The 22,043-nt window shown below is 57.2% G+C and carries 12 protein-coding genes and 3 pseudogenes; 3 read left to right on the forward strand and 12 right to left on the reverse strand.

Features of this window, described 5'->3' with window-relative positions; all coding sequences use genetic code 11:
* Positions 1 to 243 precede the first annotated feature (243 nt).
* The 7 genes and pseudogenes from BLW70_RS25145 to BLW70_RS30760 all read right to left on the reverse strand — a co-directional run.
* Positions 244 to 5,910, reverse strand: a complete 5,667-nt coding sequence (locus BLW70_RS25145; RefSeq protein WP_235865050.1) for a S8 family serine peptidase — start codon at positions 5,908 to 5,910, stop codon at positions 244 to 246.
* Complete coding sequence (locus BLW70_RS31220) at positions 5,805 to 6,827, reverse strand: hypothetical protein (protein WP_235865025.1); 1,023 nt, start codon at positions 6,825 to 6,827, stop codon at positions 5,805 to 5,807. Before BLW70_RS31220 ends, BLW70_RS25145 begins: the two co-directional genes overlap by 106 nt.
* Before the next feature lie 10 nt (positions 6,828 to 6,837).
* Positions 6,838 to 7,440, reverse strand: coding sequence for a hypothetical protein (locus BLW70_RS30530; protein WP_139273421.1), 603 nt, complete (start codon positions 7,438 to 7,440; stop codon positions 6,838 to 6,840).
* 133 nt (positions 7,441 to 7,573) lie between these two features.
* On the reverse strand, positions 7,574 to 8,989 hold the full coding sequence (locus tag BLW70_RS25160) for an HlyD family type I secretion periplasmic adaptor subunit (protein ID WP_074878597.1): 1,416 nt from the start codon (positions 8,987 to 8,989) through the stop codon (positions 7,574 to 7,576).
* 95 nt (positions 8,990 to 9,084) lie between these two features.
* A complete protein-coding gene (locus tag BLW70_RS25165) occupies positions 9,085 to 11,223 on the reverse strand; it encodes a type I secretion system permease/ATPase (RefSeq protein ID WP_074878599.1) in 2,139 nt (712 codons plus the stop codon).
* A gap of 132 nt (positions 11,224 to 11,355) precedes the next feature.
* Positions 11,356 to 12,768 (reverse strand): TolC family outer membrane protein, encoded by a 1,413-nt coding sequence (locus tag BLW70_RS25170; RefSeq protein ID WP_074880818.1) that lies wholly within the window; start codon positions 12,766 to 12,768, stop codon positions 11,356 to 11,358.
* 171 nt (positions 12,769 to 12,939) lie between these two features.
* A pseudogene (locus tag BLW70_RS30760) lies at positions 12,940 to 13,032 on the reverse strand (aldehyde dehydrogenase family protein); the annotation flags it as partial.
* Here BLW70_RS30760 and BLW70_RS31580 point away from each other — a divergent pair.
* Positions 13,021 to 13,111, forward strand: a pseudogene (locus tag BLW70_RS31580) (methyl-accepting chemotaxis protein); the annotation flags it as partial. The pseudogenes BLW70_RS30760 and BLW70_RS31580 overlap by 12 nt on opposite strands.
* Positions 13,112 to 13,485: 374 nt before the next feature.
* Here BLW70_RS31580 and BLW70_RS31585 read toward each other — a convergent pair.
* From BLW70_RS31585 to BLW70_RS25190, 3 genes and pseudogenes are all read right to left on the reverse strand, one after another.
* A pseudogene (locus BLW70_RS31585) lies at positions 13,486 to 13,611 on the reverse strand (RNA polymerase subunit sigma-24); the annotation flags it as partial.
* Between the two features lie 266 nt (positions 13,612 to 13,877).
* A complete protein-coding gene (locus BLW70_RS25185) occupies positions 13,878 to 14,144 on the reverse strand; it encodes a hypothetical protein (RefSeq protein WP_074878600.1) in 267 nt (88 codons plus the stop codon).
* A gap of 33 nt (positions 14,145 to 14,177) precedes the next feature.
* The gene (locus tag BLW70_RS25190; RefSeq protein WP_074878602.1) at positions 14,178 to 14,564 is read right to left on the reverse strand and encodes a DUF6124 family protein; all 387 of its coding nucleotides are present in this window, start codon (positions 14,562 to 14,564) and stop codon (positions 14,178 to 14,180) included.
* Positions 14,565 to 14,960: 396 nt separating this feature from the next.
* Between BLW70_RS25190 and BLW70_RS25195 the strand changes: the two genes are divergently transcribed.
* Positions 14,961 to 15,557 (forward strand): helix-turn-helix transcriptional regulator, encoded by a 597-nt coding sequence (locus BLW70_RS25195; RefSeq protein WP_074878603.1) that lies wholly within the window; start codon positions 14,961 to 14,963, stop codon positions 15,555 to 15,557.
* Entirely contained in the window at positions 15,547 to 16,425 is an 879-nt protein-coding gene (locus BLW70_RS25200; RefSeq protein WP_074878606.1) for a queuosine precursor transporter, read from the forward strand. Before BLW70_RS25195 ends, BLW70_RS25200 begins: the two co-directional genes overlap by 11 nt.
* 57 nt (positions 16,426 to 16,482) lie before the next feature.
* Here the strand turns inward: BLW70_RS25200 and queC are convergent, their stop codons facing one another.
* Positions 16,483 to 17,172, reverse strand: coding sequence for a 7-cyano-7-deazaguanine synthase QueC (gene queC, locus BLW70_RS25205; protein ID WP_074878607.1), 690 nt, complete (start codon positions 17,170 to 17,172; stop codon positions 16,483 to 16,485).
* 300 nt (positions 17,173 to 17,472) lie between these two features.
* Entirely contained in the window at positions 17,473 to 21,984 is a 4,512-nt protein-coding gene (locus BLW70_RS25210) for a hemagglutinin repeat-containing protein (protein WP_074878609.1), read from the reverse strand.
* Between the last annotated feature and the right edge of the window lie 59 nt (positions 21,985 to 22,043).

A 22,043-nucleotide genomic window follows, 5' to 3' on the forward strand; every position in this document is an offset into this window, starting at 1 on the left:
TGCTGTGAAGACGGGGCGTGAATAGTAATGCTTCCTATTAACTGGAAGCAATGGGATTAAGAAATCGCAGGATGTCGTCTTCCAGAAGAAATGACGATTCCTGCAAATAGATGATTCACCGGGTCTGGCGTTGAGGGCTCCGGGGCCACAAAGGGGTCTCATGAGGCCATGACCGGTCTCGAACGAGACGGTCGAAGGCCCGCCGATAACCATCGCGGGCCGTGTTACCGGGCTAACGTGAAGCTACGTCCAGTTGGCCGCCAGCACAGGCTGCAATACCTGTTGTTCGGCAGCACCGAAGGTCATGGTTGCAGGTGCCGCCGGCGCGAACGACGCCATGGCCTGGACCAGGTGCTCGACATCACTGCCCAACAACCGATGGCGATCTCCAGTCATGATGTCGCGTGGACGTTCTGGGGTATCGGCATACCAGTTATGCAGCGTGACCTCCTGCTTGCTGCCAATGACCGAGATCTGCAGGTCCCGCCCTTCGTGCTGGAACCACAGACGATCGGGGCTGATGTCCTTACCGAACACCAACTGCCCCATCCCCCCGCTGAACTCAAGGTCGTTGACCCCGTGCCCGACTTCCACCGTCGGCATGTTGCCGCTCACCAGGACCTTGTTATTGCCATCCCCCAGTTTCACCGCCGTGAAGGACCCGGTGTTGGTAAGGGTGTTGTTGCCATGGCCGACCGTGAGTTTGCTGACGTCGCCTGCAATCACGTTGTTGCCATTACCCAGCGTGATCTCAGCCCGACCGCCCGTCACATTCACCTTATTGTCACCGTTGCCGGCAACCACCTTGGCACTGGACGCCTCCACGTTGATAGTCTTGCTCTCGTCCCCCACGGTGACATTGGCGAAGAATCCTTTGACCGTCATGACGTTGGGGTCGGTGGCGACCGGCAGAGGGTCCGCTGTCGAAGGTGTTGAACCGCCACGGATTCTGTCCCGGATTGACGCAAACGTGGTGTCCGCCGTTTGCCCGGCGCCCCAGATGTCATCGATCTTCAGGCGCGGATCTTGCAAACTCGCGAGGTCTGGAACGGTGACTGGTCGACGCGTCGGGATATCAAGGTCGCGATGAGCGATATCGATCGTCGGGATATCCGGAATGACTATCGGCCGTGGTCTCGGAATATCAACCGGCTCACGCCCGCCCACATCCCGCCCGACCGGACCGATGTCCGGCACCTTCGACGGCACCAGCGAACCGACACCGCGCTCGGCGAGGATCTGCTCGATGGTTTTATGCTCCGGCATTGTCGGGTTCAGGTTGACACCGCGCTCTGCCAGGATCTGCTCAATCGTCTTGGTTTCCGGAAGCTTGAAATCCGGAATCGTGACCGAAGGTCGCAGCACCGGATCAATGGTCGGGACGCTGATGGTCGGGTGCAGGTCAATGGGAGGCAGCGGCGCGACTACCGAAGGTTTGTCGACGCCAGGGCGCTCGACAATCGGCGTCAGCGTTCCTGGTACGGTGACCGTCGGCTGCTCGATCACCGGTGGCACTGGTCCGACCGTTGGCACCACAGCCGGTGCAGGGTCGGCAAAGAGGAAATCCGTCGCACTGATCTGCGCCACATCCAGCGCATCCAGATACAGCAGGTTGGTATTCGAATCGCTGCCCTGGGCACCGATGCGCGTCACATACACCCCGTGAATCTGCGTCAGGCCATTGAAGGTCGCGCGGTTCTTGTGCTCGATGATCAACTGACTGAAATCGGTGACGCCGGTCTGGCGCAAGTCGATCTTGTCGATGCCGTGACGGAACCCGCGCAAGGCGTTGTTGTAATCCTTGACGCCAGACTGGGCCGCCACCACGAACACATCCGAAGTCGCGCTGTCATGGCTGTAGATCGTACCGTTGAGCGAAGCCAACGGTTTGCCCTGGGCATCGCTGCTGTACATCACGCCTTTGCTGCCACCGTTAAGCACCACGGTGCCCAGCCCCTCTTGCGGCTTGACCGCCGAAGCGTCGCTGTTGACGTAAGCTGTCGGCGCGACAAAAGTGTCCTGGAACTTGAAGTTCGCTGCACTGAGGCCGGCAAGCGCCTGGTTCTTCAGGATGAGGCTCTGGCCCTTGCCCAGGTCCACCTTGACGTCCGCGCCCTGCTGCGTTAGCACCAGATCCGCGGACGTCTTCCCTGCAAAGCCCACCAGATCGACGATTTCACTGCGAGCGGCCTCGAAGTTGCCGAGGGTATCGCTGCCCGCCTCACGGCGATGGACCACAAAGAAGTCCTTGCCCGCACCGCCCGTCAGCGTGTTGTTGCCACGCCCGCCGTCGAGCAAGGCATCGGAATTGCCGGCCACCAGTGTGTCGTTGCCATCGCCAGTGACGATGTTCTGAATGCCCGACGGATCTTTCACCGTCAACGCCGCGCCGCCGATGCTGGCGACACCGGTCAGCAAGTTGACCGAGGTATCCCCCGAAACAGCCGCCGCATTGAGGGTATTGCGCCCGCCCGCCAGACCATTGACCGCGTCATCCAGCACCACGCGATCAGCCTGCCCGACCACCGACTTGAGGTATTCATCGGTGTAGAAATAGGTGTCGTCCGCCGTGGTTTTGCTGCCGTACAAACGCAGCGACCAGGCGTTGAGCGTCACCGGCAGACCGGATGCCGAATCGGTTACTTGCAGCGTCCAGTTACCCGCCGAACGCTCACCGAAGTCATGGGTCGACATGAAGGTGTACTTGAACGACCCGGACTGCGTGCTGCCGACGTCGGAGGCACTGGCGCCCGGCATGCCATCCGGGACTTTGCCCTGACGATTGAGCAACACGCTTTGGGTTCCATCGGGGGAGATCAGCTTGAGCGTCAGATCGCCCAGACGCCCGGCCTGGGCATCAAAGTCGATTTCGACGTGCTCGACATTCAAACCGGCCTGCATCGCGATGGACGATGTCAGCGTCGCGCCCGCGGCCAACGGCTTGCCGAGCGCACCGCTGGAGGCACTGTAGACGAACTCGTTGGCGCTGGTGCTCTGGGTCATCCAGGCTTCGGACAAGCGCACGGCGGCCCGTGCATCGACTTCACCAAAACCGTAGTCGTTGCTGGTGTGCATGCCGCCACCGTTCCAGCCGTGGGCAGCGTTATCGCTCCATTGGGTGGACGGGTCGTTGATCTTGCGCGCCGACAACGCGAGGATCTGCTGCACATCGCGATAACCCAGGTTCGGGTTGGCTTCGAGCATCAACGCAACAATGCCGGAGACAATCGGCGCGGCAAAACTGGTGCCTTGCATGCTGGAGTAATCGTTGCCGAACGTGGAGCCGCGTTCGGTTTCCAGCATGTGGCTGGTGGACACGACATTGCTGCCCGGTGCTGACACCAGAAGGCTCGCACCCGGGTTGGAAAATGGCGAGGAGCCAATCTGCAAGGTCGACAGATCGCCCTGTGCGTTGATCGCCCCCACTTCTACCGAGAAGCGATTGTTGTTGGTCAGCGAACCCTGGGCATTGCCACCGGTAGCACGGCTGTTGCCGCCCGCTGCAACGATGATCGTACCCAGGCCGCCACGACCGTTACTCGCCGCGTACTGCGCATTCATGCTCAGCGCAGTGGCGGTGGTGAAGTGGCCGTCCTGATAACTGCTGAGGGCGAAGTCATTGCTGAAGCCCCAGCTGTTGTTGGCAATGTCGAAGCTGACCATGTGCCCCAGACCCGCCAGGTCGTCGCCCTTGCCGGCCAGGTAATAACCACCGAGTTTCGCGTCGTAGGCCACGCCCACGCCGCCGATGCCGTTCTTCGCCCCGACCATCACGCCCGCCACCATCGTGGCGTGGTTGGACACCAGCCCCGGCAAGGTGCCGTTGGTCTTTTGCGTTTGCAGCCAGGCCTGATCGATATTCGGTGCCAGGTCAGGGTGCGCGACATCAAAGATTTCCGGCGCGGTGGCGAACTGGCCACCCGGCTCAAATTGACCGATGCGCACGCCTTTGCCGGTGTAGTCCTTCCAGACCGGCAGCACATGGGTGTCGCTCAAGTACCATTGCTGAGCCGCCAAAGGATCAAGCGGCACCTCTGGCGTCAGCAGGGTCACACCGGCACGCATCGGCGCCGTCTGGCCGCTGCCGAGGTCCACCACCGACGCCGACAGATTACCCGCCGCATCGGCCACACCGTACTTGAAGCTGATCAGACCGGTGTAACGCGCGTCCGGGGTGAACAACACATCGCCCTGGGCGGTGAGGCTGACCGTGCCGCCGACCGCGTCACCGACGTTGGCAATATGCAGCGCGCCCTGACTGTTAAGGCGCTGATCGTTGGCCAACAGGCTTTCAGCACTGATCAGATGCGCCTGCGTGCGATCGAACGCCTTGCCGGCCTTGTCGAGCGTGAGCACATCCGCCACTGGCATCGCGTTGGGGGTCAGCAGGTCAACGGCGGAAATGTCCGAGAAGTTGAGCTTCTGGATGTTGCTCAGCGTCACCGTGCCGTCACGCCCGGCGACCTTGTCGGCCACTTCATAACCGGTCGCGGTGCGGGTGATACGGTAGTCGCCATGGGTACCGTGCAGCGTGACCAGGTTGATCCCGCCATCACCGTCGATGGTCGCGTTGCCGTGGCCGACTTCGATGATGTCATTGCCGGCACCGCCGAAGATTTTATCGGCGCCGCCACCGGCATGGATGATGCTGCCGCCTTCGGAGGCATAAATGGTGTCGCCCTTGGGCCCGGCATAAATCACCGCTTTGCCGCTGCCACCGATGATGGTGTTGTGGCCGGTACCGCCGACCAGCACGTCGTTGCCCGAGCCGCCCACCAGCGTCGAGTTGCCCGAACCGCCCTTGATGAAGGCGCTGCCGATGCCACCGCTCATGATCGTGTCGTTGCCGCCACCGCCTTGGGCGATGGTCAGGCCAGCGCGGGCCATGTTCAGCACGACGCCTTTGTCACCGACGATAATCGCCGTGTCGTGACCGCCATTGCCTTGGATGTTGGTCGGGTTGTCCGAGGCGCTGATGACAAACACGTCATCGCCCACGCCGCCGTTGTAGGTGTTGCTGCCCGCCCCGCCCACCAGCCAACCACCGGCCGGCGCCGCGATCAAGGTATCGTCGCCGCTGCCGCCATACAGGTTGTTCACGCCCAGTTGTGCCGCATCCAGGGTTTCACCGGTGGTGCTCTGGCTGGCATAAGCGCTGGTGGTGCGGCTGTTGCTGCCGCTGGTGGTCGAGGTCACCCGCGTACCGGTGCCTTGGCTGGTCACGACATTGCTGACCGGATCCCCCAGAAAATCCACCGCCAACGCTTCCTGGTTTTTGCCATTCATCGTGAACGAACCGGTGGCGAGCACCTTGTTACCGTCGCGCATCTCAGCTTGAGGAGATGCCACTGCACGGACGTTGATCTGGGTGATTCCCAGTTCGGCCAGCGTCTTGAGTTCACCGCCATCGACTTTGGCGTCATGCGTGCCGTCAACCCAGACGCGCAACTTGCTCCAGATCGGATCGCGCTGATCGATCACGCCATCCTTGTTCGCGTCTTCACTGGCCAACGCCGCGAAACCGTCCTTGAACTTTGCCTCGCCCGCCGCGCCGTTGACGCCGACCTTGCCGTCGTAATACTCGGAGAACATCTGGCTGACGTCTTTGACCTGACCACTGCCATCGTCAATCACCAACATGCCCGTGGTGCGATCCGCCCAGCCGCTGCGCTTGAGCGTGCCACTGTGGTCGGTATCAAACAGCACACCGTCGCGAATATCGGTCATGTGCACGCCATTGCCGGTCAGGTCCAGCAGCAGCGGGTCGACATAGGTGTTGAACGTCGACATTGCCGACAAACCGTTCAGGGTGACCGCACTGCGCAGGCTGAAATCCGGCTTGGTCGCGCTCGGGGTCGGGTAGAACTGCGACAGGTAAGTGTTAGGGCGAGCGTTGGGGTCCAGCTGCATCTCACCAGGGCGGATACCGCCAGAGGCAAGACTGGCCATTTGGGTAGAGGTGAAATCGGTTTTGTTGAGCATCCCGCCGACGGCGAAGACGTTGTGCGTCGCCGAGTTTTGAATGAAGCCGGTGGCGACGTCTTGCTGGGCTTTGCTTTCGCCCTGGATGTGTTGTTGGGGTTGGGGGATGGGTTGATGTCGATGTTGATCAAGTTTGTAGATGCCGGGTTCAAGGGCACACTGACAGGCGCATCCGCCGAACCGTCAAAAAGACGGTAAAGAACATCTGGAAGTAACTTACCCATTTCACGAGCGAGCTTCCACTTTGGATAAGAGTCGAGTGGCGTGTCTCTGTCCAGAAAGCGGTTGATACCAGCAGAGTTCTGCAGGACTGCGATAACAAGATGCTTGCTGTATTCGGCCTTGGAATCACCGGTTATCTGCACATAATCGTGCCCCAACCCGCCAAGCACTGGCCAAAGAACGTCACCGATAGTCCCAGCCCAGTTCCAGCGTTGGAGATCTAACCCCTGCACAGCCGAATTGACGTCTGCGTTAATAATCTCCTGAATGGGCGGCATCCCTCTAGCACCCAGCACATGCGTAGAAACCTCTAACGCTAAGTCATCCGAGGCCTTTTGGAAATTGGCATCCGTTAAAAGCCGTCCTGTCGTCGCCACTGCAAATTTCATGGAGCCACGAACAACATCACTTTGAAACGTTCGGTCGTTTGAGTTAATCGATTTTGCAGCATCCAGCCATGTGGCGATGGACTTCATTTCCGCAAGAGCTGTTGGATCCTGCGAGGCCTTTATCTCTCGGGTCACAATTTCATGCATATACCCGTACACCGCCGGATAATTTTTCTGCTCCTGAAACTGTTTTAATTTTACAAGCTCTTCCAAACTAAAATTAACGACATTCATCCATAAACCCTTAGTTAACTATTACTTGCTTGAGAAAGCTCATAACAAACCTATCCATCGACCTTATGTCTTCATACTTACGCGCATACTGATAAGACACCCGTAAATCTTTAAACAAACGCTTTGCCAGCCAGAAACGCTTATGATCTGTAGCGAATACAGTTTCGCCTTCACCTCCGTCAAAAGTTCGAGTAGTAAGCCCCCCATAGTCGTAAAACTTGACACCTTCAATTATTTTCGAAGGTATCTCGCCTTCTAAAAATGCACCTTCTTGAAAAGAAGAACGTAAAATCGGAAACATTCGAATCGTGACAACCGAGTTATCCACCCGCGGCTTTACCACTTTCATGCTGGGATACTCAATGGAAATGGTAAAAACATCACCACCATAATCAATCAACCGACAATCTTCAGGAGTCATATAAAACCGAAATACTCTTCCTGACCTTTCGCTATCTGAAAACCCACAACCGGAAAAATCATCGCCATTCGATGCCGAATAGATTTCCATATATGGATTGTCGTTAGGCTCCGGTATCAAGCAATACAAAAACAGCACGCTAGCTGCTCCAACCCCCAACCAAAACAGCAATCGCTTTACATAACCATTCATTATTGACCCTTAACAAATTTAACTTCAAAGAAACTTCAAAGGAGACAGATTTATTTTTCTGGAGTTGATCCAGACTTAAAATACATCTATCCCTTTTAGCTTCTCCCTTTTTTGCGTATCGGAGATCCCCCAATTACCGTTCCCTAAAACTCTCATCCATATGCTGTTGCAACGGACTCAAAAAGTACTCGATCACCCGCCGCTGATCGGTCTTCACTTCCGCCGTCACCGACATCCCCGGCGACAGCGCCACGCGCTGGCCGTTGATCATCAAATGGTCGGTTTTCAGGTGAATGCGGCTGCTGTAGATCGGGCCGCGTTTTTCATCGTCGATGGCGTCGTTGGAGACGCTGAGCACTTCGCCGTCGACGGTGCCGTATTTGGTGAAGGTGAAGGTTTCCACTTTGACTGTGACCGGTTGGCCGGCTCGGACGAAACCGACGTCCTTGTTTTTCAGCATTGCTTCCACTTCGACCGGCTGATCAAGCGGGACGATGACCATCAACGGCTGGGCCGGTGTGACCACGCCGCCGACCGTGTGGATGGCCAATTGCTGGACGGTGCCGTCCACCGGGGCCTTGAGGCTGGTCAGGGTTTCCTGGTACCGGGCCTTGGCCAGTTCCTGAACCAGGCTCGCGGCTTTTTGGTTGGCCTCTTGTTGCAGGTCGAGCATGGCGCGGCGATTTTGTGCAACGACACCTTCGCGCCGACGCCGCGCCTCCCCCTGGGCGGCGGTGGATTGCAACACGCTGGCTTGCTGCACACTCAACTGACGTTGCAGGTCCAGTCGGGCCTGTTCCTTTTCCAGGTATTCATGACGCGCCACGTACTGTTGCGCCAATAGCCGCTGGTAGTCCTCGGCCAGTTGCGTGGCGATCGGCACGGTTTGTCGCAGACTGGCCACCTGGGCCTGGGCAGACTGGATTTCGGCGCTGCGCTGAAGGATTTCCGCGTCTACCAACTCCAGATTGCTGCGGTACTCCTGATACTGACCTTGCAACCAGCGTTGAGCGCTGAGCACCTGCTCCGGGTTGGCGTTGGCAATCGCTCCGATCAGCGATGCCGGTGGTTTTTGCTGATTGATCGCGTCGAGCATTGCTGCACTACGGGCGCTGTCGATGCGTGCAGCCAGCAGGTCACTCTGAATCCGTCTGACGTCGGCGTCCGCCGCCGTCGGGTCGAGTTCGACCAGCAACTCACCGACTTTCACCGCTTGACCGTCACTGACATGGATCGCTCTGACCACCGCCGTTTCGCTGGATTGAATCAGCTTGGTCTTGCCATTGGGAACGATCTTGCCCGGTGCGACCGCCACCACTTCGATCTTGCCGATGCAAGCCCACAGCAGCGCCAACACGGCGAACCCCATGATGCTCCAGACAAAGATTCTCGGTGCCGGATGCACGGGGGTGTCCTGCAACTCCAGCGCGGCGGGGAGAAACTGCGCTTCATGTGGCAGGCGCTGCACGCTGTCCATCTGTTTGCGCTGGCGCCAGGAGTCTAGCCAGGCGTGGCGATAACGCTGCAATAACGAAGGCGTTGCGCTCATGGGAAATCGGTCCTTGAATCCGGAATACAGTGAGTGCCGCCGCGCCCGATATCAGGCGCGGTCGACAAACCAATGACGAGTGAGTGAAGGGCTGCTCAGCCCTGTTGCATACGGTGCAGACGCGAATAGTGGCCGGCCTGATGCGTGAGCAATTCGGCATGGCTGCCCTGCTCGACGATTTGCCCGCGATCGACCACCAGAATGCGATTGGCATCGCGAACCGCCGACAATCGGTGGGCGATGATGATCACCGTGCGACCTGCGCAGATGCTTTGCATGTTCTGCTGGATGATCCGTTCGGACTCATAGTCCAACGCGCTGGTGGCCTCATCAAAGATGAGAATCCGCGGGTTGCCGATCAGGGCACGGGCGATGGCCACCCGTTGCCGCTGGCCGCCGGAGAGTGAGGTGCCGTGCTCCCCTACCATGGTGTCGTAGCCCTCGGGCAACTCCAGAATGAACTCGTGAGCGCCGGCCATGGTAGCCGCGTGCATGACCGCTTCGAGCGGTGCGCCCGGATCGCTCAAGGCGATGTTTTCGCGGATGCTGCGGTTGAACAGCATGTTGTCCTGCAACACCACGCCGATCTGCCGGCGCAGGGAGGAAACGTCGGCCAGTGCCAGGTCCATGCCATCGACCAGCACCCGTCCGCGCTCGGGCACGTACAGGCGCTGAAGCAGTCGCGTCAGGGTGCTTTTACCGGAACCGGAACGCCCCACCACGCCAATCACCTCGCCGGCATCAATCTGCAAGCTGACCCCGCGCAAGACTTCCGAGCCATCGGTGCGATAACGGAAATGCACCTGGTCGAATTCGATCTGCCCCTTGATAGGGGGCAACGCGCTGCGAGTAGCCTGGGAAAGCTCGGTGCGGGTGTTGAGGATATCGCCCAGGCGCTGCACCGAAACACCCGTTTGCTGGAAACTGGTCCATAACTGCGCCAGGCGCATGATCGGGCCGCTGACGCGACCGGCGAGCATGTTGAAGGCAATCAACTCGCCCACCGACAGCTGACCATCGATCACCAATCGAGCCCCCAGCCAGAGGGTCGCCACGGTGACCAGTTTGCCGATCAACGACACGCTTTCATTGGCAACAGTGGACAAGGTCTGGGTCTTGAAACCGGCAGCAACATAGGCCGCCATCTGGTTATCCCACTTACGGATCGCCTGGGGCTCGACAGCCATGGATTTCACTGTGTCGATGCCGTTCACGGTCTCTACCAGAAACGCCTGGTTCTCCGCGCCGCGAGTAAAACTGTCCTGCAACCTGGCACGCAGTAGCGGCGTGACAAACAGCGAGACCAACACGTACAAGGGCAACGACAGCAGCACGATCAGGGTCAGCCAACCGCTGTAGTAAAACATCACCAGGATGAACACCAGAGAGAACAGCACATCCAGCAACAAGGTAATGGCGTTGCCGGTCAGGAAGCTGCGAATGTTCTCCAGTTCGCGTACTCGGGCGACCGAATCACCGACCCGTCGCGCCTGAAAATACGCCAGTGGCAGGTTGATCAAATGCCGGAACAATCGCGACCCCAGCTCCACGTCGATACGGCTCGCGGTATGGGCAAACACGTAGCTGCGCAGACCGCTCAAGGCGGACTCGAAGATCATGATGCCCAGCAGCCCGGCGGCAATCACATCGAGGGTGGTCAGACCGTGATGCACCAGCACTTTGTCCATGACCACCTGGAAAAACAACGGCGTCACCAACGCAAACAGCTGCAAGGCAAAGGACACCAGCAGCACTTCGCCCAACAGCTTTCGGTATTTGACGATGGCGGGAATGAACCAGGTGAAGTCGAACCGCGAGGTTTCACCCGGCAACCCGGCCTCGGAACGCACCAGCAGCAATTCACCGGTCCAGCGCGCCGCCAGGGCCTCGAAGGTGATGACTTCAGGACGCTCCGATCGCGGGTCCTGAATCAGCGCCTTCCCTTGGTCCAGCTTGGCAATGATGAAAAACGTCCCGTCGCCATCGGCCGCAATCGCAGGCATTGGCGTACGGTCCAGACGGGGGATGGTGGTGTTGACCGATTTGGCCTTGAGCCCCAGCTTGCGTGCGGCGAGCAGCAGTTCACGGGGCGTGAACGGCTGTTGCGCGGGGGCGAACTCGTGGGCCAACTGCTCGGCGGAGGCTGCCACCGAATGAAACCGGGCCAGCATCACCAGACACACAAGACCTGTGTCTGCCATGGGCGACTCAGCGCCCCTTCCTTCATTACTCATAAGCTTCCATGCCTGCCGTAAACGGCAAAAAAATTCTTCAACTTTCAATAGGTTATATCAACACTGAAACAATTAGTATCAATATGACATCATCGCATGATATTTCTTTCACTCAGGTGTATGAATCAGCAATCAGAGCGCCCTGCGCTCCTCGGGCGGCAGGAAATCGCGATCGGCGTCGTAGTCTTTGGTCAGGTACATCGCCAGATCCGTCAGGTCGGTGGGGCTCAATGTCCCCGCCGCCTGTTTGAGTTTGAGCGTGTCGATGATGTAGTCGTATCGCGCGTTGTTGTATTCACGCACCGCGCTGTACAACTGACGTTGGGCGTTGAGCACATCAGCGGTGTTGCGCGAGCCCAGGTCACGGCCCACCTGGTTGGCCTTGACCGAGGCCTGGCCGGAGTGAATGGTCTGTCGGCGGGCCATCACCTGTTCGATATCGGAGTTGACCGCGCGATAGAAATTGCGGGTGTTCTGCACCACTTCGCGGCGCCGGTCTTCGCGCTCGTCTTCACTTTGTGCCAGGCGCTCGGTCGCTTCGCGCACTTGCGAACGGGTCATGCCACCGCTGTACAACGGAATGTTCAACTCCACGCCGATGCTGCCTTGGGCCACATTGCCCCGGTAGCCATCCCGGCCGAAGTCCGTCGGGTTGCTGTAGCCAAAGCTGTCGTTGTCGCCCTTGCGCCACGACGCCACCGCGTCGACGGTCGGAGCATAACCGGCCTTGCGCTGGCGATGGGTTTGCTCGGCGGCGATCACCGCATAATTGCTGGCTTGCAAGGCAAGGTTCTGCCGTACCGCATGGCTCACCCACTCATTGGCATCGTTGGGGGCCGGAAGCTCCACCGGCAACTGGTGCGCAATGCCTTCGATTGACGAGTAATCCTGGCGTGTCAGACGGGCCAACCCTTCATACGCATCCTCAACCTTGCGCTCGGCGAGTTTTCGATTGGCACCGGCGTTGTCATAAGCGGCCTGAGCGTCGAGCACATCGGTGATGCTTGAGGCACCATTCTCCAGACGCGCCTGGGCCTGTTGCTGCTGGCGCTTGAGCGCGGCTTCCTCGGCTTTGGACGCCGCCAGCAAATCCAGCGCACGTAAAGTTTCGAAATAAGCCTGGGCGGTTGTCAGCACCAGCCCCTGTTCCTTGGCCCCCAATTCCAGCTCGGCTTGGGCGGTACTGGCGTGAGCCGCTTCGAGCTGAAACCAGCGATCGGCCCGAAACAGCGGCTGGTTGAGACTGGCTTGAAATACCGCCGTACTGCGCGAGCGTGTCAGGCCTGGCTCATCACGTTGCATACGCACCGACTCGACCGTGCTACCGGCGTTGAGCGTTGGTAATAATCCGGCCCGAGCTTGCGGGACACTTTCGCGCCGCGCCTGGTAATCATGCCGCGCCGCCGAAAGCTGCGCGTCATGTTCAACCGCCTGACGGTAAACCCCGAGCAAATCGGCGCGATCGGAACTGGCGTCGGCCAGCACCGGGAGAGTCATTAACGAGAGGGAGAACAGCGGAACAAAAAAACGGGTGGGGGCAGTCATAACAATCCGTGTCGAGTAGCGGTAAAACGATTCAGCCATGCTGGACATGGGGCGCATCCTACGCCCGGCCTCTCGCCACAACAAGGCAGAAGTGTAGCTACTAGTTGTCCTCGCAAGATCAGTCAGTCAAGCCAACGGCCCCCGTTGCAGGGGCCGTCGTAAACGTCTGGGTCAGTGCGTGATGCACACCGACTTCAACTCGGTATACGCCTCGATCACGGCGCGACCAAACTCGCGACCCATGCCTGATTGCTTGACGCCGCCATCGGAGCCGCTCGCAGGTGAAGCAGGCCGTGGATTTGCCGTGGTTGCCGATGAAGTGCGCAGCCTCGCCGGACGCACGCAAAACCTCGGCTGCCGAGATCCACCAGATGATCGAAGAACTGCAAATCGGCGCGCGCGAATCAGTGACCTCCATGACCGAAAGCCAGCAGCACAGCGAAGAAAGCATCAGCATCGCCAACCTGGCCGGCAAACGGCTGAATAGCGTGACGCAGCGCATTGGCGAGATCGACAACGTCAACCAGTCGGTGGCGGCGACGACTGAGGAGCAGACATCGGTGGTTGAGGCGTTGAACGTCCACATAACCGAGATCAACACCCTGAATCAGCAAGGGGTGGAGAATCTGCAATCGACGTTGCAGGCCTGTACCGAGCTGGAGCGGCAGGCTGGGCGATTGAATCAGTTGGTGGGGAGTTTTCGGATCTAAAAGGCGTTCTGACGGAGGTGTCGTGGGCCAGGTCCTCGGCCTGCTGACAATTTCTCAGGCGACGGGTCCAGGTCCCGACCAACTCTTCGTAATGCTCGAAAAAGCCGTGTCTGCGGGGCAGCTTGGGGGTCATTGCGGTGCGCTGTGAAGACGGGACGTGAATAGTAATGCTTCCTATTAACCGGAAGCAACGGGATTAACCCGCCGCAGGAACCGACCCGTTAAGGAACAACACGGACCGTAGCAGCTGGCGAAGCCTGCGTTCGGCTGCGCAGCAGTCGTAAAATCAGACGATGCGATATTTCAGGAAGACCGCAAACTCAGGTTTTACGACTGCTTCGCAGCCGAACGCAGGCTTCGCCAGCTGCTACAGATCGGGTTACGGTTAATTGATCGGCACTACCTGTTTTCCTGCACGGAAACCTGCCCCTGCAACCGTCGTCCAACGACATCCAGCAAATCACAGCCATCGCGCAATGAAGTCACCAACACCCGCGCCAGCTCACTGTGGACACCCTCGCCAAACGCAAAGCTCTCCAGCAGTTGCGTTGCGGTACGAATGCGGTAGGCCGCCGTTTCATGCAACACATCCAGGGGTGCTTCAGTGTCGATCAGCAATGATGGGACGTTGCAGTCGACGCCGGTAACGGGCATGTATCGATCCATGACAAAAAACCTCCATTGGGTAAAGGCACACGATTATTCAGCACTGGCCATCGGACGACTTTCAGACGATCCCCGGGGCGGCTCCAGGTTGTCCAGCGCTCGATTGACCAGCAATTCCCCCAGCGCCGACAGTTGCTGAATACCCACAATGACATGGCGACGAGGACCTTCCAGTTCACGGGCAAGATCGGTGGCCATGACACTGAGGGAGGCAAGGGTTTCAGAGGCGTGACAGAGCAGAGCTTCCGTGTCGACATCCGGAACGACGGCGAAGAAATAGCTCGCAGAGGCGGGACGTGTGTGAGTGCGCAGAGGCACGCTGACGAGTTGTTCGGCGACTTTGGCGGGACGGGATGAATCGATGGTGTCATCAGCCGGAAGGTCTGACGGTTCGATACCGATTGAAGTGATCTTTTTCATTTCGGAACTCCTTGCAAGGATAAGAAAGCGCCCGACTCTTGCCCTCAACCAGGATTGGGTGGCGGCTATACAGGGCGGACCGGTAGATTTATTACCAGAAAATTCTATTTAATTAATCAAATAAATGAACATCTGTGTAATTAAATGATTCTTACCAGATCAATATTTTTCAGCCCTTCCTAGTTACTGTAAGAAATTTCTACAAGCTTAGTAGGCAGCGTCTTACATGACATGTCAGAACTCAATCATGGCAATAAAAAATATTTCGCAGTTATTTAACCCGAGTGAAAAATTATCTATTTTGCCGACGGAGCAGACGTGTAGGATGCTGCACTCAAAGCGAATCATCTCCTTACATGCAATCTGTTGCAGCGACAAGCAAATGGTAAATATTTAATGCACAAGAAAGACAGAACGGAAAATTTAAAGAACAACATCAAGTACCTGATAAAGAGCCGCGGAGAGACCCGGCTTTCCTTGTGCAATGCTAGCGGATTGACCCGAACGACCATCTACAACATTCTGGAAGGAAGGGTTATCCATGTACAACAATCAACGATTCGAAAAATATCGGATTTCTTTGGTGTGTCTTATAAAGAGATAGAGACAATAGATTTTGAAGAGAAAGAAACAATAGAGAGCAGTGTATCACCACAAGGGAATATGAACCCCGCAGCAGTCCCGGTCATTAAAGAGTGCTTACTGATTGAAAGCCTGGACAAAAGAATTGGTGAGTTAGCCATAACGCATCCGCTGACATATTACTTCGGCACGGCCTGCAATTTAATAGGTGTACTTCTGGAGAATGAAATTAGTGGCATGAACGAACCGGGAGATATCTTGATAGTGAAGAAGGGCTCGTCAACTGGCGATGGAGAAAAATTGGCGTACGACACAACAACAAAAAAACTACGCATTACCACGGACGGGTTTGACACCGACACTAGCTACATTATTGGGATAGTGATCGAGGAGAGATTTAATGGTAAATAACAACGAAGCCGAAAACAGCAAATACAAATTATTGGGTTTTGAAAAAAACAAGAACCTTGTCGTTGTTATGGTGATTTCCACAGGGAAGATAATAAAAATAAAGATAGGCGAGGTATTAAGAAGCGAAATAATAGATAACCTAAGCAAAGGGGAAATCAAGGACATATACAGAAAATATTACTCTGGCGGGACCGCGCCGACCACCTACGAAATGAATGATCGTAATGAACGATCCTGGATGATCTATGTAGCTTTAAATGTACTTCTGCTTTCACTTTACATCTTCACAAATATTGCCGCGACTAAACTCGTATATTTGCAATCGTTTGACATCGTCATACCTCCTGCTGTTTTTCTTTACCCTCTAACATTTCTAGTCGTAGATTTATTGAACGAGACCTACGGACTTAGATTAGCAAGGAGAGCCCTACTATTTGCCTTTTCAAGTAACGCACTAATTGTTTTACTAATGAACGGTGTCATTTATTTACCTGGACTACCCGGATGGAAACTTGATGCTCCGTATGCAGAAGTCGTGACTCAAGTGTCGTCAGTTCTAGTAGCTTCATCAGTTTCGTTTCTTTTCTCGGAATACGTAAACTCTTACTTGCTTTGCAAGATAAAAGAGCTCACAAATTCCAGATTTCTATTTTTGCGCGTATTTTTTAGCACTTTCTTCGCAGTAATAATAGATAGCATTCTTTTTTGCTTTATTGCGTTTTATGGCGCAATGCAAAATAGCGACATACTTAGTATGATCTACGCACAGATAGCTATAAAAATGTGCTTCGCTGTATTTAATGTTTTCCCAGCTTACGGAGCAAGATCATTATTTAAAAAATACATACCTGAAGCCAAAACCGCTTAAGGTCTAGGGGAGTGTGAATCAGCTTCTAATTGCCACTCCCCCGCCGTGCATTACTCTCTACTGCTTTATTTTAGTTTTTAGACTTTTACTCACCTCAGCTCTATCTTCCAAAAACTCACTCAAACCTTTCGCACGAAGAGTACATGCATCACAGTCACCGCACCCACTTCCCATTATTCCGTTATAGCAAGTCAATGTACGGTAACGAACCAAATCCAACTTCTCATGATAATCAGCCAAAGCCCAGGTCTCAGCTTTATTCAGCCACATAAGCGGCGTCTCAACTCGCAATTTATAATCCATCCCCAACTCAATAGCTTTATTCATAGCCTTCACAAACTCATCTCGACAATCCGGATAGCCAGAGAAATCCGTTTCACAAACACCCGTGATGACAGCTTCCGCACCTACTTGATAGGCATAAATAGAAGCCAACGTTAAAAACAGGATATTCCTGCCCGGCACGAACGTATCAGGCACGCCCTCTCCGGTACTCCTTGCAATGGGAATGTGATCGCGCGTCAAGCTGCTGATAGCCAGTTCGTTTAGCAATGAAGTGTCCAATACCTTGTGCACCTTCACGCCAAGCTGCTTTGAAAGCTGTTGCGCCACTTCGATTTCCGCACGATGGCGCTGGCCATAATCAAACGTAATGCAATGAATTTCATCGTACAGCGGCAATGCGTGGATCAAGCAGGTGGTTGAATCCTGTCCGCCGCTGAAAACGATAACGGCCTTTCTGGTCATGGTGCGTTCTTCCTTGGGAGGCTCGGCACATTGCCGGGGCCATTGACCCTACCGGGAAGCTCAAATGCTGGATGTGGGAAGTTTCCGAAATGACCGTCTCCGATTTCCGTTTGTGTCATTTCCATGCGGGATTCCCGAGGGATGTTTCAACCAGTCATCACTGATGACCCGCTTCAAACGGCAGTAACGCGGTCCCTGTGGGAGCGGGCTTGCTCGCGAAAGTGTGTCAGCAACATTGATGTCGATTGACCCACTACTTTCGCGAGCAAGCCCGCTCCCACTGGGGGATGCATGTGGGGCTTAGATGTTTTTCTCGTCGATCCCGGCTTGCAGTATCTGGCTGTCGTAATGACCGCCAAGGGTCACGGGGCCTAGTTTGACGCTGTGTTCCCCAGCGGCGGAAACGTCGGGTTTGCTGCCCTCGGTTTGCGGTTTTTCTGGCAGATCGAGTCCAGCCTTGACCCCGTAATCGCGGTTGCTCAGGTCGGTGGTGCTGACCTTGGAGCCCCCTAAATCCACACGACCTTCAGATGACGCAACCCGTGCACCGGTCAATTGCGTTGCACCGCCAACCTTGAGATTCACGCCTTGTATGCCGTTGATGCCGGACGCCTGGTTGACGCTGTCCTTATGGGCGTAACCGGCATCCAGTTTCAGGGTCGGCTTGTAGTTCGTCCCGCCCGGTTTAGTGTTGTCGGCCACTTTGTCCTTGTCAGCGGACGCTGTTTTTTTGCCGGTCAAACCGAGGTCAACATCGACCTTCGCGCTGGTCTGGCTGTCTTGACGGCTTTCCACGGTCAGGTCGCCAGCGACCTTGCCGCTGACCTTCGTCGCATCGATCCGCGCACCGGCAAACTGCGCATCGCCCGCGCTGTTCAATACCACGCTGTCAGCCTTGATCTGGCTGTTCTGCTGAGTCGTGCCTTGCAGGTAATCCACGCCCACCTTGGCCCCGGCATTGAAGCCATGATCACTCTTGGCCACGTCTTTTTCGTTGGTGGCCGTCGGAGTGCTGTTGCTCAGATTACCGCCGGCATTCAGGGCGACGTTCCAGTTCGTGTGGTTTTGCGTGGACTGAGCCGACTCCTGATAGATCCCGCCGTTTTGCGCATCAAGGGCAACGTTCGACGCGCTGACCTGAGTGCCTTGCAGGTGGATCGAATCGCCGCTGAGTTGAATCTTGTCCTGGCTTTTGAGCTTGCCGCCACTCAGTGTCTGGTTGCTTTCATTGACCCGACCGATGTTGAAGTTGGCGCTCAGGTTGCCGCCCTGATCGAGGCTTTTCTCGGTATTGGTTTTACTGCCGCCCACCTTCAAACCGCCGCCGAGATTGCTGCCGGTGGCGTGATGGGTGTCGGTGGCCGCTTGCAGGTCGAGTTTGCCGTCGGCCTTCAGGTGGATGGCGCCGACGGTATCGATTGTCGTCCCTTGCAGGATCTGGTCGCCGCCGCTGCTCAATTGCACCGGGCCTTTGCCCTCGATACTTGCCACGCGAGCCTGGCTGTCCTGAATTTGATTGCCTTTGTGATCGAGCTGGAAACCGGCACCGAGGTTGACGTTAGTGCCGTCGGTGCCAGGCGCGGTGCCGACGCTCAGCGAACCATTGCCACGCAGGCTGGAGCTGTCGTTGCTCTGGCGGTCATTGGCCTGATTCAACGCCAGCTCACCACCGGTTTTAATCGAAACACCGCCCTGCCCGCCATCGAAATGGCTGCCTTCAAACTGGCCGTCATTCCGCAGGTTGATGTTCACGCCTTGGCTACCGGCATAGCCGCCGACCACAGCGGTGGAGTTGTCTTTGCGCGTCTGGCTGCTGCCGCCCGCGCCACTGCCGGCGACGTTCACGTCCTCACCGGTTTTGGTGTAGACCCGCACGTCAGTCTTGGCATCCAGCGCCTGATCGGTGCTGCCGTGGGTATTGCTCGCGGCGCTCGCCACCAACGTGTCGGCACTGATGTTCACTTTGCCCGCACTCGCCTGGTACTGAGTGCCCTGATCCTGCAATGTGCCAGCGACATTCACGTCCACCGTGCCACCCTTGAACTGGCTGACCACGGCGTTGCTGCTTTGCTCGGTATGGCTGCCGTTCTGATGACCGATCGCCACGTCGATGCCGACATTCGGCTGGCCGAGATTGGAGAGTGTGTCCTTGTCCGGCACCTTGCCGTTCAGTACGCCTTCGACGGCTTTGGCGATCGGCCGGGCGATGTCTTTGTATTCGACGTTGGCACCAACATCTGCCGACCAGTTGCTCTGTGTATGAGTGCTGCTGTCGGAGTTGCTCGCGGCCCGATTGTCGACTTCGGTGGCGGCGACATTCAGACCTCTGCCCGCATCAATACGCGCGCCTTCAGTGGTGAGTTTGCCGGTGTTTATATTCAGGTTGCCGCTGCTTTGGACGCTGGTGGTTTGTGCGGTGGTTTTGTTCGTGGTGTCCTGGGACGTGCTGTAGGTGAAGTCCACTCCGCTGCCGGCACGATCGAGGCCGCCGGTGTAGTAGAAACCGCCGCTGGTGCTGGTTGTGTCCGTCGAAGTGCTGTGGCTGTCCTGCTCGACCAGCAGCGACACGTTTTTACCGCTCAGGGTCGCGTCGCCGTTTTTGGCTTTGACCTCGGCACCTTTAAGGGTCAGATCACCGCCTGCCGCCAGTTGCACGTTGGCGCCGCTGAGGCTGGAGCCTTGCTGGCTGACATCACGGCTACTCGCGGTTTGCTGCTTGTCTTCGTAATGCACACCGGCGCGGTACTGCCCGGCGCCCAGGGTGTTTTCCTTGGCATAGGCATCGAAGCCTCGGGTTTCGGTAGTTTTGCCGGCCTCATGGGTGTTCTGCGCGGAATGCACATTGACGTCCCCCACCGCCTCGGCGCTGAGGGTACCGCCAGCCTTGACCGTAGAGCCGGCCACTTCGATGTCTTTGGCGCTATTGAGTTTGAGGTTGCTGTCGGAGGTCAGCTCGCTGCGTACCGTGGTGCTGTCCTTGGCGTTCTGACGGGTTTCATCCTTGGTGATGCCAAAAAACTTGCTGTTCTTGTCGTGGCTGTTGGCATGGGAGGTGTCTTGCACGCCATCGATGACCAACGAGCCATTGTCGCTGATCACGCTGGCTTCGCTGCCGCCGCGCACCTGACTGCCACTGATGCGCACATCGTCAGCCTTGACGATCAGTTTGCCGCCGGCATTGACCTTGCTGCCCTGATTCAGGGTTTTGCCCCGATCCGCGTCGCCGGTCTTGCCGAAGAAACCGCCGCCCACCAAGTCACCGGAATAGCGGTTGTCGCTGTTGCGTTGGGTACGGCTGGCGCTGGTGATCTCGACCTTTTTACCGGCGAGCTGGATATCACCCTTGCTGCTCAACTCCGCGCCCTCGGCACGTAACAACGCCGCCGTGGCCAAAGCGATATTGCCGCCCTTCAACTGTGTGGTGATGCTGCGCTGCTCTTCGCTGCTGGTGTCCCAGTTGGCTTTCCACAGGTGTTTGCGATGGTTGCCCTGATCGGTTTGGGTGTGGCTTTCGGTGGCGGCAGTCAGGCGCAGATCGCCGCCGCTCTGGACGCTGAGAGTGTTGGCAGCGTCGACCTTGGCCGCCTTGAGTTCGGTGTTGCCACCGGACGACAACTGCGCGTCACGGCTGGCGAGAATCTGGCTGCCGTGCTGGCGCGAGTCGCTGTCGGTCTGGGTCCGGTCATAGGTTTCCCAGGTGATGCCGATGGTGCTGTTGTTCCAGTTTTCGCGTTTCTCTTGCAGCTTGCGGCTTTCGACGGTGGTCAAGGTCAGGTTGCGTTTGGCGTCGACCTTGACGTCACGGCCACTGACATCAGCAGCAGCCAGCAGCAGGTCCTTGCCGCTGTGCAGACCGACATCGCCCTGACTGCTGCGCACACCGGCGCGGACCACATCGAGGATGTCGGGAACAGCTTGACCGCTGATACTCAGGTCACCGGCGGAACGAATCTGTACGCCATCACGACCGTCGACCTGTACCGGACCGACCCGCACCCCCGCGCCCTCGGCGGTGCTGACGATGTTGATGCGCCCAGCCTGCATCGCACCGAACAGGCTGGCGTCGATGCGTTGGTCTTGAGAGTTGCCGGCCGGGTCCACGGTTTTCACCTGGCTGCTGGCGTAATCCACCTGGTTGCGGCCAACGGTGAGGTTCAACTGATCCCGGGCGCTCAGGTTGCCCTGGCTGTCGATGCGTGGGGCGATCAGGTTGACCGAGCCTTCGCGGTTTTGCAGGCCCGCACCTTGAATCTGCAACGAGCCGGTGGCGTCGCGGGTACTGAGGGTTTGCAGCTTGCCGTCGTTCAGTTCGGGGCGACCGACCACCAGATTGGCGTTCGGGGTGTTAATGAAACTGCCGCCGTTCACCGAAATTCCGTTGGGGTTGGCCAACACATAATCGGCGGCGCGACCGAAGATCTCCTGGGCGCCGTTGAGGGCCGAGGGGTTGCGACTGATCACTTCATTGAGGATCACGCTCGCGGCCTGCCCCTTGAATTGTGGGTTGGCTGCCAGTTGCCCGGCGAGTTGCGACTGCCCGGCTTGCAGCGCGTTGTTCAGCACCAGGCCCTGACGGTCGACGTTGTAGTCCAGGAACTGGTTATGGGACAGGCCGGAACCATTAGGCGCAACGATGTTGACGATGGGCACGCCGCCCTGGGTTTGCAATTGCGCGGTGCCGCCGGGGCCTGGCGCGACCACTACGCCCCCTGCCAAAGCGTTGGGCAGGTGAGCAATCAGGAACAGGCTGGCAATTGCCCAGCGCAGTTTGCCCCGAGGGGAAAGATGAAACGCAAATGTCTGTGCAGGCATAAAAACCTCTCAATTAAAGTGCGGCATCACGTTGCGCGCTGAGTTGTTGGCCGTGGCTG

It is taken from the genome of Pseudomonas frederiksbergensis, from assembly GCF_900105495.1.
Classification (GTDB): domain Bacteria; phylum Pseudomonadota; class Gammaproteobacteria; order Pseudomonadales; family Pseudomonadaceae; genus Aquipseudomonas; species Aquipseudomonas frederiksbergensis.

Bases quoted from the DNA above. Each gene is read 5' to 3' on its own strand.
- BLW70_RS25165 (WP_074878599.1), bottom strand. From the start codon at position 11,223: ATGAGTAATGAAGGAAGGGGCGCTGAGTCGCCCATGGCAGACACAGGT.
- BLW70_RS25190 (WP_074878602.1), bottom strand. From the start codon at position 14,564: ATGAAAAAGATCACTTCAATCGGTATCGAACCGTCAGACCTTCCGGCT.
- BLW70_RS25170 (WP_074880818.1), bottom strand. From the start codon at position 12,768: ATGACTGCCCCCACCCGTTTTTTTGTTCCGCTGTTCTCCCTCTCGTTA.
- BLW70_RS25200 (WP_074878606.1), top strand. From the start codon at position 15,547: ATGGTAAATAACAACGAAGCCGAAAACAGCAAATACAAATTATTGGGT.
- queC (WP_074878607.1), bottom strand. From the start codon at position 17,172: ATGACCAGAAAGGCCGTTATCGTTTTCAGCGGCGGACAGGATTCAACC.
- BLW70_RS25185 (WP_074878600.1), bottom strand. From the start codon at position 14,144: ATGGATCGATACATGCCCGTTACCGGCGTCGACTGCAACGTCCCATCA.
- BLW70_RS25195 (WP_074878603.1), top strand. From the start codon at position 14,961: ATGCACAAGAAAGACAGAACGGAAAATTTAAAGAACAACATCAAGTAC.
- BLW70_RS25145 (WP_235865050.1), bottom strand. From the start codon at position 5,910: ATGCAGCTGGACCCCAACGCTCGCCCTAACACTTACCTGTCGCAGTTC.
- BLW70_RS25160 (WP_074878597.1), bottom strand. From the start codon at position 8,989: ATGAGCGCAACGCCTTCGTTATTGCAGCGTTATCGCCACGCCTGGCTA.
- BLW70_RS31220 (WP_235865025.1), bottom strand. From the start codon at position 6,827: ATGAATGTCGTTAATTTTAGTTTGGAAGAGCTTGTAAAATTAAAACAG.
- BLW70_RS30530 (WP_139273421.1), bottom strand. From the start codon at position 7,440: ATGAATGGTTATGTAAAGCGATTGCTGTTTTGGTTGGGGGTTGGAGCA.
- BLW70_RS25210 (WP_074878609.1), bottom strand. From the start codon at position 21,984: ATGCCTGCACAGACATTTGCGTTTCATCTTTCCCCTCGGGGCAAACTG.